Below are 16,975 nucleotides of genomic sequence, written 5' to 3' on the forward strand. Positions count from 1 at the left end.
CCTAAATTAATCGGGAGTAAGGCGGCTGAGCCGGTTCCTTATTCTTCACCCCCCTTTTCGGGCTTTTTGTCCTTGTTGGGGTCCCGTTTGGCCAGCGGATCTCCGTCTTTCAGCCGTTTCGATACGGCAATGAACGGCCCGGAAACGACCTGCTCGCCCACTTTCAGGCCCGATTTGATTTCAATGTTATCGAAGTCGCTGATGCCGGTTTTAACCTCCCGCTGAACCGCCTTACCGTTCTGGTGAATGAATACGATTTCTTTCACTTCCTCTTTTTTAGCGGTCGCCGGGGGGGGGTTCGGCTCATTGTTATCGTTGTTGTCGTTCGGATTACGGTTCATGGCCTCCTGGGCGGCTCCGCGGGTGGTGACGGCGGCAATCGGGATCGCCAGCACTCCGCTCCGGCGGTCGGTGATGACCTCCACCGAGGCCGTCATGCCCGGCTTCAGCGGATAGCTGCGTTTGCTGCGCTGGGCCATCAGGTCACGATACGAACTGTTCAGGACCTTGATCCGGACCTCAAACTCGGTGACGGCATCCGTCGACAGGCCGGAGGAGGCTGCCGAACTGCCCGAACCGGTCAGACCGTTGGCCGTATTGGCAATTTCGGTAACGATGCCTTTGAACTTGCGGCCCGTCGTCGAGTAGGAGTCCACGTCGATGTCGGCCGTGTCGCCGAGGCTCACCCGGACGATGTCGTTTTCATTGACGTTGACGCGCACCTCCATATTGTTGAGGTTGGCGATCCGTAGCATTTCCGTACCGGCCATCTGCGACGTTCCGACGACGCGCTCGCCCAGTTCCACGTTCAGTTTGGAAACCGTTCCGCTGACCGGGGCGTAGATGGTGGTTTTCCGGAGGTTTTCGGAAGCGTCCCGCAGACCGGCCTGCGCCCCGGCTACGTTGAACTCAGCGGCTTTGATATTCGCCTGGGAGGATTCAACGTCCTGGCGGGCCACGTTGTAGTCGGCTTCGATCTGTTCGAAGTCGGCGGAGGAAATGACCTTATCGGCCAGGAGTTTACGGTTTCGCTCGTAATTGGCCTTCGCCCGGAGCAGGCGCGCCTGGGCCTGGGCGGCCAGCGCTTTGGTCTGCTCATACTGCGCACGGCTGGAATTGACCGTCGCCCGCGCCCGGGCCAGCAGCGACTCGTAGTTGTCGGGGCGGATTTTCAGCAGCAATTGTCCCTGCCTGACCGAGTCGCCCTCAGCCACATACAGGGCGATGATTTCCCCCGAAACGTCGGGGCTGATCTTTACTTCCACTTCCGGCTGAACCCGCCCGGAAGCACTGACCCGCTCGATGATATCGACCTTTTTGACGGTCGCGAAATCGACTTCGGTGGGTTTGGCTTTACCGATCAGACCGGTTTGCTTGGCAGCAACCAGTCCGACAATAAGCAGGATGACGACACCACCCAGTATCCACCAGATGCGGTTTGACTTGCGTTTCATACGGATGAAAAATGAATAACGAACAATGAACAGGCAAACGGGTATGGAAAGTATTAATCCGTCTGCAAATTATTCATTTTTCAATCCGGGTTACGGTCTTGTTCGTTATTCAGTTAAAATGATAAAGGTTTATTTTGATAAAAGTCCAGAATCTTGGTTCTGAAAATATAATCGAACTTGGCCTGCACGAGGTTGGCCCGGGCGCGGTCGAGGTTATTTTTGGCGATGCTGTAGTCGACGGAATTGAGCGCCCCGGCATTGAACCGGCTCTCGGCGGCCTGGAAGGCTTTCTCCAGCGATTCGACCTGGACCTGCGTCGTGCGGTACCGCCGGCCGGCCGCCACCATCGACGTATAGGCCGTCTCGATGTTCTGACGCAGGGTCAGCCGGGCGTTGTCGGCGATGATTTCCGATGATTTCTGCGTGATCGTCGCGTTCACGATCCGGTTCCGGGCCTGGTAACGCCCAAAAATAGGAATACTAAGGTTAAGAGATAGCCCCCGGTTCAGGTTGTTATTCAACTGCTGCCCGTAGGAAAACTTCTCCGACCGGAAGTTCTTTGCAAGGATAAATATTTGCTGCTGAGTTCCATCCGGCAACAAGATCGTCTGCGGAATCTGGGTGACCCCATCCTCGATCTGACGCTGTAACCCTACATTGGAATAGAGTGTGCTCAGTGATCCGCTGATGGAAAGCGTTGGATATAGACCCCCTCTGGCGGCCGCCACACCGGCAGCATCGCTCCGCACCCGTAACTCGGCGGCTTTGATGTCGGGCATAAACTGCAAAGCATTTTCGTATACCTGCTGCGCGTTAGCAGAATACGGCTCCAGCGTCGGGTCCGGAAGATCATACCGTTCCACTTCAATCGTTTCGGGAGCCGGTGTTCCGTTCGGGGTCGTGGCTGACAGGTTCATAGCCTGAAGCAGCGCCAGTTTGGCGAGGTCCAGGTTATTCTGAGCGTTCACTACGGCCAGTTCGTCATTTGCCACCTGCGCCCGAAGATCGTACAGCTGGGCTTCGGCGAGCGTCCCGGCGTTGACCAGTTTCTCGGTTCGCTGCAACTGCCCCTGACTGGTTTCGACCTGCCGGCGGGCAATGTCCAGCTGCTCCTGAAAGGTCAGCACATTCAGGTAGTTCTGCACCACCGTCAGTGCAACGGTATTCTGTGTCGCCAGCAGATTCTGTTGATTTGACTGGAACAGCAGGTTAAACTGTTTAATGGTATTCTGCAGAGCCATCCCGTTAAAAAGCGTTACCGCCGAAGTGAGCTGGTAATTGTTCGAACTAATGGAAGACTCGACAAATTCGTTGGTTCCGGGGTTAATGTTCCGGCCGGAGCTGAAGGACTGATTGGCAAACGCCTGAAGGTTCGGCAGGAGATTCATCTTGGCCTGCTTCAACTGGAGATTGCTCCCCTGGACGTTCAACTCACTCTGCTTGATCTGGAGGTTATTTTTCAGCGCGATGTCGATGCACTGCCGCAGCGAGAACCGGTTCGATGCCGGGGCGGTCTGCGAACCCTGAACGGTCGTCTGCGCCAGCACCGGTTCGGCCTGAAAAACCGCCAGGGCGGCACAGAGGGTAAGGTAAAATTTGTAATTCGTAATCCGTTTCATGGTTGTTCAATGTTACAAAGTATCTTGCGTATAGACTTGGTATTTTCGATAAACGGTGAAAATGCAAATGCTCGTGGTTTTAAATGGGGATATAGTCCCCGAAAGCGCCGTCCAGCTTTCTCTCAACGACCGGGCGGTTCAGTACGGCGACGGATTGTTCGAAACCATCCGCTACGAACGCGGGCAGGTCTGGTTCTGGCCGGATCATTTCGACCGGCTCACCCGCGGCATGAAGGCCCTTTCGCTGACTCCTCCGCTCCGCTTCGAAGCGGAACCGCTTCACCGTCAGATTATAAATATTCTCAAATTCAATAACTTAACCGAGAATACCGCCCGGATCAAACTCCAGGTCTGGCGCCGGCCCGGTGGTCTGTATACCCCGGCCACCGACGAAGCCTTCTTTTTTATCTCGCCCCGGACCGGCCCGCCCTTCGCCGTCACCGAAAAAGACTCGGTCGAGGTATTTGACGCGTACCGGCTGTTTCGGTCACCGGTTTCCGCCTATAAAACCATCAACTCTCTTCCCTACGTGCTGGCCGGCATCGCCAAACGTGAGCGCAAAGCCGACGATATGATCCTGCTGGACACACAGGGCCATCTGGCCGAGTGCATTGCCTCAAACCTGTTCTGGGTCCAGGGCGATACGCTCTTCACGCCTTCACCCGACACGGGCTGCATCGAAGGCGTTCTGCGCCGGCAGCTGCTCCGGCTGGCCCCCCGCCACGGCCTGACCGTCCGCGAAGGACTCTTTTTACCCGAAGTGCTCGGCGCGGCCGATGCGGTTTTCTGTTCCAATTCGGCCGGCATCCAGTGGCTTCGCCGGGTCGGCGGGTCGGAGATGGGCCGTCGCACCGAACGGCTGGAGCCGGTGTTCCGGGAACTGCTCCCGGCCTGAGCCCCCGCCTACAGCTGCGAACCGATCACTTCCGACGGTTCGAGCCAGCCGTCTTTCAGCCGCAGAATCCGGTTGCCGTACTCGGCATTGGTTTCCGAGTGGGTCACCTGCACGATGGTCACGCCGTCTTCCTGATTCAGCCGTTTGAACAGCTCCATAATTTCCTTGGACTGGTCGGAGTGCAGGTTGCCGGTCGGTTCGTCGGCAAAAATCACCTTCGGCTTGGCGGCCACGGCCCGGGCAATCCCGACCAGCTGCTGCTGGCCGCCCGACAGCTGGGTCGGGAACAGGTCTTTCTTTGCTACCATGTTGAAGCGGTCGAGCAGTTCGGCTACGCGGCTCTTGCGCTCCGACGACGACAGCCCTTTATACAGCAGCGGGGTTTCAATGTTTTCATAGACCGTCAGTTCGTCGATCAGGTGGTAGGCCTGGAAGACAAATCCGATGTGATTGCGGTGCAGATCGGTCCGTCTTTTCTCCGACAACTTCTGTACGGGCTGGTCGAAGAACAGGTACTCGCCCTCCGACGGCTCTTCGAGCAGGCCCAGAATGTGCAGCAGCGTCGATTTTCCGGAACCCGACGGCCCCATGATCGAGATGAATTCCCCCTCGTTGATGTCGAGGGTGATGTTGCGCAGCACATAAATCTTGCCAAAGCCGGCGGGATAGTACTTGGAAACGTTCCGTAGTGATATCATGATTCGGTCTATTTAAAGCGTGTCTTTTTTTCGTTCGTCTTCTTATTCGGCCCGCAGGCTGTCCGCCGGGTTCGCCTGGGCGGCCCGGTACGTCCGGATGCCGATGGTCAGCGCCCCCAGGGTCAGCAACACCCCCACGCCCGACAGCAGAATACCGGCGCCGATGCTGATGTGGTAGGCAAAGGCATGCAGGAACAGATTTCCGGCCATATAGCCGAGGGGCAGGGCGATCACCCCGGAAAGTGCCAACAATTTCACAAAATCTTTGGAAAGTAGCATCACGATCTGGCCCACATTTGCGCCCATCACCTTCCGGATGCCGACTTCCCGGATGCGGGTTTCGGTGGTATAGGTCACCATCCCGAACAGCCCCAGGCCGGCGATGGAGAGCGCCAGACCGATCAGCAGGCCCATGAAATTCATGTCTTCGGGATGCGTATGGTGGTCATACAGGAAATCGTCGTACCACTGGCCCGCAAAGGCTTCGTAAGGGTTGTGTTTCTTCCAGATGGCCCGAATGTCGGCCAGGGCGGTTTCCTCACTGCCGGGCGTGATCCGGACGTTCAGGAACCGGAACTCATCGGGCCGGTTGCGGAGGATCAGCGGTTTGATCGCCCAGGCGAAGGAGGTAAACTTAAAGTCTTTCATCACCCCGATGATCTGCACCTCGGTGCTGTCGTTCAGCCAGAGGGTCTGGCCCACGGCCGCGCGGGCGTCCGGAAAGCGGAATGCCCGGGCCGCTTCCTCGTTGATCAGCACAAACCGGCCGGAAGCTCCCGGACGCAGAGAATCGGCCGCGGCCGGCGGCAGGTTCCGGCCCGCCAGCAGCTGAAGGCTGAAATTCGGCACAAATTCCGGGTCGACGGCAAACGAGAACGCCTGCGACGAGTCGCCCCCGGTCCGTTGCCGCCGGACGGCCCCGAAGCCGTCGCCGTGATGGCCGAACAGTTTGGACATGGCCGATACCCGCTCCACCCCGGCCACCTGCCTGAGGTCGTCGACGAGCCGCTGGTGCGGGGCCGGCCCGACCGGAATGTTGAGAATACCCTCCCGGCGGAAACCGTAGTCGGCCGTCGCCATGTATTCCATCTGCTGATGCATAGACATCAGGCTGATCATGGCGACGATGGAGATGGCGAACTGAATGACGACCAGCGACTTCCGAAGCGAAATACCGCGCATGACCTTCAAACCCATTTTACTGCGCAGCACCTGCGCCGGTTCGAAGCCGGACAGTACCCGGGCGGGCACCGCCCCGGCCAGCAGCCCCGTCAGGATGCTGAAGGCAATGAAGATGCCCCAGAGCGTCAGGTCCCATTCGACGCCCCCGATCAGCCACCGCTGCACGAAAGCCATCGGTTTGACCAGTTCCAGCATGAGGTAGGCCAGCCCGAGCGCAAACAGGGAAAGCACCGTCGACTCGGCCATGAACTGGGCAACCACCTGAATGCGCAGCGCCCCGGCCACTTTGCGGATGCCCACCTCCCGCGCCCGGCCCAGCGACCGCGCCAGCGTCAGGTTGATGTAATTGAAACCCGCCAGCAGCAGCGTCACCAGCCCCACGGACAGCTCGGCCAGCAGGCCGCTCACCTGCGGTTCGTACGTCGAAAACATTAGTTCGCGGAAAGCCGGCGACAGGTCGGTCAGCGCCTGTGTCCGGAAGGAATAGCCTCTTTCGGTCTGGAATTTCAGGCCCCGCGTGGCCCGTCCGGCGACGGCCGGCAGCACCCGTTCCAGGGCGTCGGCCGGAATGCCCGGCCGGAGCAGGACGTAGGTATAGCCGTTGGTGTATTGACGCCAGTCGAAGAAAACGCCGTTGAAGACCGCTTTGGTCGGGGTGCCGAGCGCCAGCAGGATATCGAATTTGAGATGGGAGCGAACGGGGCTGTCGGCCAGGACGCCGGTTACCGTCAGCGGGCCGGCCGATCCGTACTGAATCACCTGTCCGATGGGGTCGGCGGTGCCGAAAAACCGCTCGGCGGTTTCGCGGGTCAGCACCGCGGTGCCGGGTTCGGTTGCCGGGCGGCCCTTCGCCATCGGGAAGCCGAACATCCGGAAGAAACCGGGGTCCACGGCGAACGAAAGCAGGTCGAACCGTTTGTAATTAGCCGAAAATTCGCCGTAAGTCCGCACGAACCGGCTGGTTTCCTCGACGAAGGCGTAATCCCGCTTCAGGGTTTCGGCCAGCGGCATGGGCGAGGTCGCAAAGAGATTCCGTCCGTACCGGCGGTCGTCGACCTCGGTCAGAACACGGTAAATCCGGTCGCGGTTCGGATGAAAGGTGTCGTAGTCGAACGCTCCCTTGATGTGCGCAATCGCCAGCAGGCACACCATCATCCCCGACGCCAGTCCGAAAATGTTGATCAGGGAGAACAACCGGTGTTTCCAGAGGTTGCGGAAGGCGATAACGAAGTAATTACGAAACATAGAGACCGTCGGAAGAACGAGTTGACCTAAAAGACGCAAGCGGTATGCCAGAAAAGGAAACCGCTGATTAGCAATTCGTTAAAGGCCATAAAAACAAAAAAGTGTCCGTGACCGGACACTTTTTTGTTCATAAACGGACAGACCTGTCCCGTCGTTGGTTCAGGACGCCGGCAATCAGCGATTCACGTAGACGCTGCCGCTCCCGGCCGAGATCCGGACGGGGATGCCGCCCCCGTTGAGCCGGCCGCGAACCCGGTCCTTCTCCACATTGCCGTCGAACTTGCTCAGCGGCATATCGACCCGGTTGCCCGAGATGTCGAGGTCCATGCCTTTGTCGAGCGGCATCCGCACGTGGACGCTGCCCGGGCCGCCCGAGATGCGGACGTATTCGCCCAGCTTGGTGATTTCGACGTCCATGCCGCCCCCGCTCGTGTGGGCCTCGATGCTGCCGGAAACGCCCGCGATGCGGACGGAGCCGCCGGAGGTGCCGGTAACCAGTTCACCCTGAATGCCGTCGCCCCGGACGCTGCCCCCGCTGGTGTGGGCGTTGATCTTGCCGCGCAGGTTGTTCAGCTCCACGCTGCCGCCGGACGTCCGCAGGTCCAGGTTGCCTTCCGAATCCCGGGCATGGATGGAGCCTCCGCTGGTGGCGACGTCGATGTCTTTCCGGCAACGGTCGAGGTGGACGCTGCCGCCGGAGGTCCGGCCCCGGATGCCGCCTTCCACCTCCTCCAGATGCAGGCTGCCCCCGCTGGTGGCGAAGTTCTGATTGCCGTTCAGGTTTTTGAGCCGGATGCTGCCGCCACTGGTCCGGAGGTCGGTGGCGAAATTGCGGGGGGTATAGACTTTGAAGGCGATGCTGACCGAGCGCTTCCAGTCGCGGTCTTCATTGCGTTTGCGCTTGGCGGTGGCAATCACGGTATTGCCCTCGGTGCTGATGTTGATGTCGTATTCCTGAAGCCGGTCGGCGATTTCTTCTTTGGAGAGTTTGTTGCTGGGCCAGTTGTTGGGCCGGACGTACATTTCGACCTTGACCCCGCCCGACTGCCCTCCTTCCACGGCGATGCTTCCGCCGGAGGTTTCCACCCGGACGTTGCTGTAATTACCCGAGAAGGTTTTCGTATCGTAGGGCGTCTCATCGCGGTCCTGGGCGACGCAGCAGAGGGCAAAAGGCAGGGCGAAAAGGGTGGTTAGGAGAAATCTTGAACGTTTCATAAGTATTGTGTTTGGAAGGGATTGTGTTGGTGACTTTTTGGGTATAGATGGAAAAAAGATCGTTCAGGTTGCATATCACTCGACAATAAATTCGACGCGCCGGTTTCTGGCCCGTTCCTCCAGCACCGCGTTGTCGGCGACGGGGCGCGTGCCGCCGTAGCCCCGGGCACTGATCCGGCTTTCCGGGATGCCATGGCGGATCAGATAACTGGCTACTACCCGCGCCCGGTTTTCCGACAGGGCCAGGTTGAGCCGGGGGTCGCCGATGTTGTCGGTATGCCCCGCTATCTGAATCCGGACGGCCGGAAACGCCCGGAGCGTCGCCACGAGCCGGTCCAGTTCGGAGCAGGACTCCGGCAGCAGCGTGTAGTCGCTCTGGGCGAACCGAACGCTTTTCAGCGTAAAGACCGCTCCCGGCGCCGGCGCTTCGGGCGGCTTTACCGCAGCCACCGGTTCGGCGGCCGGCGGGGCGGGTTTGGCGAGCGGCTCCACGCCGGTTTTTATCGGCTTCCGGTTCTCCGGGGGCAACTTCGGCCGGACGGCTTCGGTTCCCCGCTGCGTCACCAGCTTTTCGGCCGGTTTCTCCACCGGTTTTGGTTTCGGCTTCACGACGGCCATCGGGTCGCCGGTTGCCGTTTTGCGGGCGGGCGGGGTCGGTGGGCTGAACAGATACTTCGCAGGGATTTCCTCCCGCGGGGGGCTGGAAAAACTCAGCGGATTGCGATTCGTCTCCGGCACCTCCCAGAAAACGAAGATGGTACTCCCCTTCCAGTCGTTGTAATACTCGACTTTCAGATCATAGAACCGGCCGGCCTGCAGCGTGACTTCCCCGATGAATTTGGTGTCGTCCTGTTTCCGCCACTCGTCCATCACTTTCTTTCCGCCGACCCAGATCCGGATGCCGTCGTCCACCATCGCGCTGAAGCGGTATTTCCCGGATTTGGGGGCGTAGAGTTTGCCCGTCCAGCGAACCGAAAAATACTCGCGTGCTACCCCCGGCGCCGGATACATCCCGTTCCAGTTGAAACTGATCATGGGGTCGGTCCGGGTATAGACTTTCTGCTCAAAATTCGGGCCGTTGAAATACTCCCCTTTCAACCCCCGGGGACTGGAGGACTGACCGAACCCGTCGCCGGCCGCCAGCACCCACCCCAACATCCACAACATCCGTAACCCCTTCATAACCAAGCAGGATTTTCCTGGCAGAAGGTACGAAATAATTCGCTACGGCCGTCCGGCAAACCGGCCCGCCCGCCGAGAACTTAGCGTAGCGCCCGGCCCTTACTCCGACCGCAGGCTCTTTACGGGGTTGGCCAGCCCTGCCCGGACCGACTGCACCGACACCGTCAGCAGGGCGATCAGCAGCGTGGCCCCGCCCGCCAGTACATACAGCCGGACGTCCGGTTCGATGCGGTAGGCAAAGTCGGCCAGCCAGCGTTCCATGATGTACCAGGCCGCCGGCGAAGCCAGCCCCACCGACACCAGAATCAGCCGGAGGAAATCCTTCGACAGCAGGGCCACGATGCCGGCCACCGACGCGCCCAGCACCTTGCGGATGCCGATTTCCTTCGTCCGCTGCTCGGCCATGAACGTCACCAGCCCGAAGAGACCCAGGCCCGCAATGAAAACCGCAAAGGCCGTGAAAGCCTGGAACATCCGAGCCAGACGGTCCTCGGCCTTGTAGAGGGCGTCGAACGCCTGGTCGAGGAAATAGTACTCGAACGGCTTTTCAAACCGGAATGACCGGTAGACCGCCCCGATCTCCGCGACTTTCTGCCGCAGGTCGGCTTTCGGGTCCAGCCGCACATAGAGCGTATTCAGCTGCCGGACGGTGTCTTTCGCCACCCAGACGGCCAGCGGCTGAATCGGGGAATGGAGCGAGCTGAAATTGAAGTTTTTCAGAAGACCGACCACCTCCTGCGTTTCACCGCCGATCTGTAGCTGCCGGCCTACGGGCCGTTCGGCGATGCCCATCTCCCGGGCGGCCACCTCGTTCAGGACGAGGGTGTTGCCCGTCGTCAGCCGGGTCGGTTCCGAAGGGCTGATTTTCCAGGGAATCCGGAGGGTCCGGAAAAAATTCTCATCGACCGACATAACGTAGAGCGAAACCTGCTTTTTGGTCTTCGGAGCCTCCGCAAAGAACATCGAATAGCCGTTCCGGTACAAAGGCGAGGAGGTGGCCGCCACCTGCTCGACGCCGGCCTGGGCCTGCACCCGGCTGCGGAAGGCGGTATTGAACCGCGAATCGTCCAGCGGCAGCACCAGCACCCGGTCTTTGAACAGGCCGAGGTGGCGGTTGCGCATGAAATCCAGTTGTTTTCCGATGGTCAGGCTGCACACCATCAGGGCCAGCGAGACGGCAAACTGAAGGACCGTAAAGCCGCGCCGGACCCAGACCGATCTGCGGTCGGCCCGAAACGGTCCCTTCATGATGCTGACCGGCCGGAAACCCGACAGCAAAGCCGCCGGATAACTGCCCGAAAGCAGCACACAGAGCAGCAGCAGACCCAGAATCGTCAGCAGAAAGGCCGGGCCGTAGAGGAACGAATCGTCGATCCGAAGCTGAAGCATCTGAAAGAAAACCGGCCGAAGCAACTGCACCAGCAGCAGAGCCAGCCCGAAGGCCGCCACCGTCATGACGAAGGATTCGCCGTAGAACTGGGCGGCCAGTTCGCGCCGGAGCGCGCCCATCGCCTTCCGGACGCCCACCTCCTTGGCCCGCTTGGATGCGCGGGCGGTGGTCAGGCTCATGTAGTTGATGAGCGCCAGCCCCAGAATGATCAGGGCAATGGCCAGGAAGATATAGACATACCGCAGGTTGGCCGTGTCGCCGAAATTGGCGGTGCCGAGATGCACACTCCGGAGCGGGGAGAAAATGAACTTCGTCTCTCCGGTGGAGTGGCCGGACGCCTTCACCAGCCGGGGTACGATCCGGGCCACCCGCCCGGCGGCTTCCGGGGACCGCAGCAGAAACCACGTCTCGTACGACCCCATGCCGACGCTCTGGTCGAAAAACGCCACCTGATCGTCTTTAATGATCGTGTTCCGAATACGCTCGACGGCGGGGTGGCTGCTCAGCGACCCGACGAAATCGAAGTCCAGGGTGGAATTGGAGGGCGGGTCTTTCAGAATACCGCTTACCTCGAAGGTCAGTTTGCCGTCGTAGGTCAGTGTTCTTCCGATGGGGTCGGTTTCCCCGAAATATTTCCGGGCCATGCGCTCGGTCAGCAGCACCGTCATTGGGCGGCTCAGGGCCGTGGCGGGGTTGCCGCGCAGCAATGGAAAGGAGAACACCTTCAGCAGCGAGCCGTCGGCCAGGATGAAGCGGTTTTCGAAATCCCGGTGTTCCGGATCGGTTTTGATCACCACCCGGTCCGAAGACTTCCGGATGCGGACAAAGTCCACCACATCGGGGTCAGCCGCCTTCACGGCCGGCCCAAACCGCGCCGACATGGCCGCCATCTGGATTTCCTGCTCCCCGAACTTCATCTTTCCGTATACCTGAAAAATCCGGTCGACGTGGGTGTGAAACCGGTCATAGGTCACCTCATGAACGACAAACAGCAACACCAGCAGGCTGACGGCCAGCCCCACGGCCAGGCCGCCGATGTTCAGCAGGCTGTACAGGGGGTTCCGCCAGAGGTTGCGCAGGGCGATTTTCAGGTAATTTCGAAGCATGGTGTGTCGGGGTTAGGGAGTGATGTTTAAGGCGGTATTGCGTGGCCCCTGAAGACCACCCCCCGGCCCCCTCCTTGGTAAGGAGGGGGAGTGCGCTGCCAGTTTCAGCTACTGCGAAGCCACCCCCTCCTTACCAAGGAGGGGGCCGGGGGGTGGTTTTATTCCGACCGCAGCGACGTCACCGGATTGGTCAGGGCGGCTTTGATGCTCTGGAAGCTGACGGTCAGGAAGGCAATGCCCACGGCCAGCACCCCGGAGACGACGAATACCCACCAGGGAATGTCGATCTTGTAGGCGAACTCCTTCAGCCACTCGCTCATGGCGTACCAGGCAATCGGCGTCGCCACGACGATGGCGATCAGCACCAGCCGCAGAAAATCTTTCGACAGCAGGGCCACGATGCTGGTGACGCTGGCCCCCAGCACCTTGCGCACGCCGATCTCCTTCGTCCGCTGCTCGGCCATGAAAGCCGCCAGCCCGAACAGACCCAGACACGCGATCAGGATCGCCAGCACCGAGAACGTCAGCACGATTCGCCCGACCCGCTGCTCGGCCCGGTACATCTGGTCGAAGCTGTCTTCCAGAAAGTAATAATCAAACGGCAGGCCGGGCGCCAGCTGTTTCCATTTGGCCTCGACCTGCTTCACGAGGGCCGGGAGGTCCTGCCCGGCAAGCCGGAACGACACCGCCCCGGTGTTGGGCTCCAGCACCAGAGACAGCGCCCCGATGTTCTGCCGCAGCGACTCGAAGTGGAAGTTTTTCACGACCCCGATGATCGTGTAGGTTTTCAGGACCTTACCCTCGTTGTCCATCATCCGCGAAACCCGCTTGCCGATCGGGTCTTTGAAGCCGAAAATCTTCACGGCCGCTTCGTTCAGGATGATCCCGGCCGAATCCGAACCGAAGTTGCGGGAGAAGTCCCGGCCCTTCACGATCTCCATGCCCAGCGTTTTGACGTAGTCGAAATCGACGCCCCAGTTCTGGGTCGAAACCGCCTTTTTCTCGTTGATTTCGCCCTCCGGAAACAGCGGGCTGTCGCTGCGGCCCGACGGAACGGGCAGATACCCCGAAATGGACCCGTACTGAACGCCCGGAATCCGCAGGACTTCGTTTTTGAACGTTTCGGCCCCCTTGCCCAGCGCGTAGGCGCCGTTGACCGTCAGCACCCGGCTCCGGTCGAAGCCCAGTTTTTTGGTCTGGATGTAGTTGATCTGCCGGTAGACGATCATCGTTCCTGCGATCAGAATGACCGACATCATAAACTGAAACACCACCAGCCCGCTCCGCAGACCGGCGCTTTTCAGCCCCAGGTTGATGCGGCCCTTCAGGACGCTGATCGGGCGGAACGAGGAGAGGAAAAACGCCGGATAACTCCCCGCCAGCAGACCCACCCCAATGGGCAGCGCGACCAGAACCGGCAGGAACGGACCGGACCACAGACTATTGACGCTCAGGGCTTTGGTCGACATATCATTGAAGAACGGCAGCGAGAACGTCACCAGAATCAGGGCCAGCCCCATCGCCAGCACCGCCATCAGCACCGACTCCGTCATGAACTGCCCGATCAACTGCTGCTTCACCGAACCCAGCACCTTCCGCACGCCCACTTCCTTGGCCCGGTTGGCGGAGCGGGCCGTCGAGAGGTTCATGAAGTTGATGCAGGCGATCAGGAGGATAAATACCGCCACGGCCGCGAACGTATAGACATACTGAATGTCGCTGTTGGGTGCCAGTTCGATGTTCTGCTTCGAGCGCAGGTGGATGTCGGTCAGGGGGATCAGCGAATACCGGATCTCGTTGCCGGCCTTGCGCAGGTCGCTGATGCTGCTGTCCAGAAACTGATACGCCTGCGGACCCAGGTACTTCTGGATCATGGTTTCGAAATTCTTCTCGAACGCCTTCGGATCGACGCCCTCCTTCAGCAGCACGTAGGTATGGTGGTTATTGCTGAGCCAGACGCCCCACTGGTAGTCGTCGCTCAGCATGCTCAGGAAGAAATCCGTGCGGAAGTGGGAGTTGGCCGGCATGTTGCGCATCACGGCCGTCACCCGGAAGGGCTTGTCGTCGAACAGCAGCGTCTGACCGACCGGGTTGGCGGCCCCAAAATGCCGGCGGGCGGCCGCTTCGCTGACGACTACGGTGGCCGGCTCCCGCAGGGCGGCTTTCGGATCACCGGCCACCAGCGGCAGCGTAAACACGTCGAAGAGTGTCGAGTCGGCGAACATAATGTTGGGTTCGCTCAGTTTCTGCACCTGTCCGGCCCGGCGGACCATCCAGGTGCCGCGGGCGTGGAGCCGGACGTAGTTCTCGACCTGCGGATAATCCTTCACCAGCGTCGGCCCCATCGGGTCGGGCGACACGGCCATGTGCATATCGTTGCCGCCGAATTTGATGTCGGAATTGATGCGGTAGATGCGGTCGGCTTTTTCGTGGAAGCGGTCGAAGCTCAGCTCGTCGAGGACGTAGAGCAGAATCAGGAGGCAGCAAGCCAGGCCCACGGCCAGGCCGAAGATGTTGATGAATGTAAAGCCCCGGTGTTTACGGAGGTTACGGACGGCGATTTTCAGATAATTTCGAATCATAAGGGTATCGGCTATTCACTACGGAGGCTTTTGACGGGATTGGCGTTCACGGTTTTGAACACCTGTACATTGACGGTAATCAGCGTCACCAGCACGGCGGCCAGGCCGGCGACGACGAACAGCACGGCGCTCTGGTCGGTGCGATAGGCAAACCCGGCCAGCCAGCGATCCATCAGGTACCAGGCCAGCGGAGACGCCACCACGAAGGCGACCAGCACCAGCCGGACGAAATCTTTGGAGAGCAGGAACAGCAGGCTGCCGGTTTCGGCACCCAGCACCCGCCGGATGCCGATCTCCTTCCGGCGCTGCTCGGCCGTGAAGGCCGCCAGCCCGAACAGCCCCAGCACCGCGATGAACAGCGCCAGAATCGTGAAGTGGCTGAACATGGTGGCAAACGCCTGCTCGCTCCGGTACAACTTACCGAAATCCTCGTCCAGGAAGCTGAAGTCGTAGGGCGTCTCGGGGTTGATGCGCTTCCAGGTCTGCTCGATGAAAGCCAGCGTCTCCGGGGCGTTGGCGGTATTGATCTTCACCGCCAGCTGGCCGTTGTTCCGGTTGAACAGCATGAACAGCGGTTCGACCTTGTGCCGGATGGTGGCGAAATGAAAATCCTTCACCAATCCCACCACCTTATAGGCGGTCAGGTCGGTCGGGGTGGGACCGGTTTGCAGCCGGACGGTTTTGCCGACCGGATCGGACCAGTTCAGGAGCCGGGCCATCTCCTCGTTGACGAGCATCGACGAGGCCGAGTCGGCCGGGAAATCGAGCGAGAAGTTGCGGCCTTTCAGGATTTTCATCCCCATCGTCGGCACGAACGACTCGTCCACCACCATGATGCTGGTGATGTAGTTGGTCGTCGAGGGCTTGCCTTCCGGGTAGATGTTGGTCCGGCCGAGCTGCTGGCCGAGTTTGTTGCTGGTCGTTCCGGTACCGATTACCCTGGGGTTCAGCTTCAGTTCGGCCTGGAGCGTCCGGGCGCGGGCAGCCGCCTGCTGGTTCTTGAACGGAATCGAAATGATCTGTTCGCGGCTGAACCCGAGGTCTTTTTCCCGAATAAATTTCATCTGACGGAACACCACACCCGTGCCGACCATCAGGGCAATCGAGATGGTAAACTGGACAATGACGAGTGTCTGCCGCAGCCGGATGCCGCTGTCGGTATTCTTGAAGGCCCCTTTCAGCACCACCGCCGGCCGGAACCGCGAGAGCACGAAAGCCGGATAGCTGCCCGACACCAGCCCGATCAGCACCACAAAACCGAGGATACCGAGGATGATGCCCGGGTTCAGCAGCGCCCCCAGGCCGGCGTCGCGCTGATAAATGCCGTTCAGAACCGGCAGCATCAAAGCCGCCAGCGCCAGTGCCAGCAGCGCCGAAATAACCGTGACGAGAATCGACTCGATCAGGTGCTGCCCGATCAGCTGACCCCGCACCGCCCCGGCCATCTTCCTGAGGCCCACCTCCTTGGCGCGTCCGGTGGCGTGGGCCGTCACGAGGTTCATGAAGTTGACCGACGCCAGCAGCACCACCAGCACGGCGATGGTCGCCAGCACGTACAGATTCGACGCGTCGGTTTTGTTGGTATTATGCTCGAACAGGATTTCGCCGGAATTCAGGTGCACGTCGCGCAGGTACTGGAGCGTCGGTTCGAAGAAGGCGTAGCCCTGGTTCTTGTCGGCCACCTGCTTGAGCTTGGGAATGATCGTGGCGAGGTCGCGGGGCTGGTCGAGCAGCAGGTAGCTGTACAGGCTGATGCCGTTGAACGAGGTCAGGAACTGGACGAAATTGGTGTCGCCCCGCGCCGGCGTCAGCGACCGCAGCATGTCGAACCGCAGGTGGGAATTGGAGGGCGGGTCGGCCATGACGGCCCTGACGGTCAGGTTCAGCGTGCCCGACTGCACCACCTTCCCGACCGGGTTTTCCTCCCCGAACAGCTTCCGGGCCAGCGTTTGGGTCAGAATGACGGTTTCGGGTTCGTCCAGCACGCCCTTCGCGGGGCCGGTCAGCACCTTGTAGTCGAAGATTTCGAAGAAGGAACTCTCGGTCCGGAACGTGCCTTCAGAGCTGATCAGCTTCTCGCCCACTTTCAGCGGCACGCGGCCCTGCTCGGCAATCCGCACGCTGTTGACCACCTCGGGCAGCTCCCGGGCAATGGCCGGCGCCAGGCCGGGATAATTCACCCCGACCAGCTTGCTTTTGACACCCTCGGCATGGTCGATGGTCAGCACCCGCACAATACGGTCGTAGTTCCGGTTAAACCGGTCGTACGAAAAATCCTCGTACACGAAGAGCGCGATCAGGATGCCGGCCGCCAGCCCGACGGCCAGACCGGCGATCTTGATGACGGAATAAAACCGGTTTTTGGCCAGATTCCGGAGGGCAATTTTGAAATAATTGCGAAACATAG

At 60.2% G+C, this 16,975-nt stretch carries 10 protein-coding genes; 1 reads left to right on the plus strand and 9 read right to left on the minus strand.

Going from position 1 to position 16,975, the window contains the following annotated elements:
• Positions 1-38: 38 nt before the first annotated feature.
• The gene (locus DX909_RS14825) at positions 39-1,454 is read right to left on the minus strand and encodes an efflux RND transporter periplasmic adaptor subunit (protein WP_128545963.1); all 1,416 of its coding nucleotides are present in this window, start codon (positions 1,452-1,454) and stop codon (positions 39-41) included.
• A 113-nt stretch (positions 1,455-1,567) separates the two neighbouring features.
• Positions 1,568-3,073, minus strand: a complete 1,506-nt coding sequence (locus DX909_RS14830; protein WP_128545964.1) for a TolC family protein — start codon at positions 3,071-3,073, stop codon at positions 1,568-1,570.
• A 67-nt stretch (positions 3,074-3,140) separates the two neighbouring features.
• Between DX909_RS14830 and DX909_RS14835 the strand changes: the two genes are divergently transcribed.
• Positions 3,141-3,968, plus strand: coding sequence for an aminotransferase class IV (locus DX909_RS14835; protein WP_164851288.1), 828 nt, complete (start codon positions 3,141-3,143; stop codon positions 3,966-3,968).
• Between the two features lie 8 nt (positions 3,969-3,976).
• On the opposite strand, the gene DX909_RS14840 is transcribed toward DX909_RS14835, so the two are convergent.
• The 7 genes from DX909_RS14840 to DX909_RS14870 all read right to left on the minus strand — a co-directional run bounded on the left by DX909_RS14840 (position 3,977) and on the right by DX909_RS14870 (position 16,973).
• Positions 3,977-4,666 carry an ABC transporter ATP-binding protein gene (locus tag DX909_RS14840; protein WP_128545966.1) on the minus strand — a complete coding sequence of 230 codons (690 nt, stop codon included), beginning with the start codon at positions 4,664-4,666 and terminating at the stop codon, positions 3,977-3,979.
• 42 nt (positions 4,667-4,708) lie between these two features.
• On the minus strand, positions 4,709-7,093 hold the full coding sequence (locus DX909_RS14845; protein ID WP_128545967.1) for an ABC transporter permease: 2,385 nt from the start codon (positions 7,091-7,093) through the stop codon (positions 4,709-4,711).
• A gap of 174 nt (positions 7,094-7,267) precedes the next feature.
• Positions 7,268-8,308, minus strand: a complete 1,041-nt coding sequence (locus DX909_RS14850) for a DUF4097 family beta strand repeat-containing protein (protein ID WP_128545968.1) — start codon at positions 8,306-8,308, stop codon at positions 7,268-7,270.
• 75 nt (positions 8,309-8,383) lie between these two features.
• The gene (locus DX909_RS14855; RefSeq protein WP_128545969.1) at positions 8,384-9,490 is read right to left on the minus strand and encodes a PA14 domain-containing protein; all 1,107 of its coding nucleotides are present in this window, start codon (positions 9,488-9,490) and stop codon (positions 8,384-8,386) included.
• Positions 9,491-9,589: 99 nt separating this feature from the next.
• The gene (locus DX909_RS14860; RefSeq protein ID WP_128545970.1) at positions 9,590-11,986 is read right to left on the minus strand and encodes an ABC transporter permease; all 2,397 of its coding nucleotides are present in this window, start codon (positions 11,984-11,986) and stop codon (positions 9,590-9,592) included.
• Positions 11,987-12,144: 158 nt separating this feature from the next.
• Positions 12,145-14,568, minus strand: coding sequence for an ABC transporter permease (locus DX909_RS14865; RefSeq protein WP_128545971.1), 2,424 nt, complete (start codon positions 14,566-14,568; stop codon positions 12,145-12,147).
• Positions 14,569-14,579: 11 nt separating this feature from the next.
• The gene (locus DX909_RS14870) at positions 14,580-16,973 is read right to left on the minus strand and encodes an ABC transporter permease (protein WP_128545972.1); all 2,394 of its coding nucleotides are present in this window, start codon (positions 16,971-16,973) and stop codon (positions 14,580-14,582) included.
• Positions 16,974-16,975: the final 2 nt, after the last annotated feature.

Source organism: Larkinella soli (assembly GCF_003703975.1).
Lineage (GTDB): Bacteria > Bacteroidota > Bacteroidia > Cytophagales > Spirosomataceae > Larkinella > Larkinella soli.

Excerpts from the sequence above, each read along its gene's own strand:
- DX909_RS14845 (WP_128545967.1), bottom strand. The coding sequence starts at position 7,093 with ATGTTTCGTAATTACTTCGTTATCGCCTTCCGCAACCTCTGGAAACAC.
- DX909_RS14835 (WP_164851288.1), top strand. The coding sequence starts at position 3,141 with ATGCTCGTGGTTTTAAATGGGGATATAGTCCCCGAAAGCGCCGTCCAG.
- DX909_RS14825 (WP_128545963.1), bottom strand. The coding sequence starts at position 1,454 with ATGAAACGCAAGTCAAACCGCATCTGGTGGATACTGGGTGGTGTCGTC.
- DX909_RS14865 (WP_128545971.1), bottom strand. The coding sequence starts at position 14,568 with ATGATTCGAAATTATCTGAAAATCGCCGTCCGTAACCTCCGTAAACAC.
- DX909_RS14830 (WP_128545964.1), bottom strand. The coding sequence starts at position 3,073 with ATGAAACGGATTACGAATTACAAATTTTACCTTACCCTCTGTGCCGCC.
- DX909_RS14855 (WP_128545969.1), bottom strand. The coding sequence starts at position 9,490 with ATGAAGGGGTTACGGATGTTGTGGATGTTGGGGTGGGTGCTGGCGGCC.
- DX909_RS14850 (WP_128545968.1), bottom strand. The coding sequence starts at position 8,308 with ATGAAACGTTCAAGATTTCTCCTAACCACCCTTTTCGCCCTGCCTTTT.
- DX909_RS14840 (WP_128545966.1), bottom strand. The coding sequence starts at position 4,666 with ATGATATCACTACGGAACGTTTCCAAGTACTATCCCGCCGGCTTTGGC.
- DX909_RS14870 (WP_128545972.1), bottom strand. The coding sequence starts at position 16,973 with ATGTTTCGCAATTATTTCAAAATTGCCCTCCGGAATCTGGCCAAAAAC.
- DX909_RS14860 (WP_128545970.1), bottom strand. The coding sequence starts at position 11,986 with ATGCTTCGAAATTACCTGAAAATCGCCCTGCGCAACCTCTGGCGGAAC.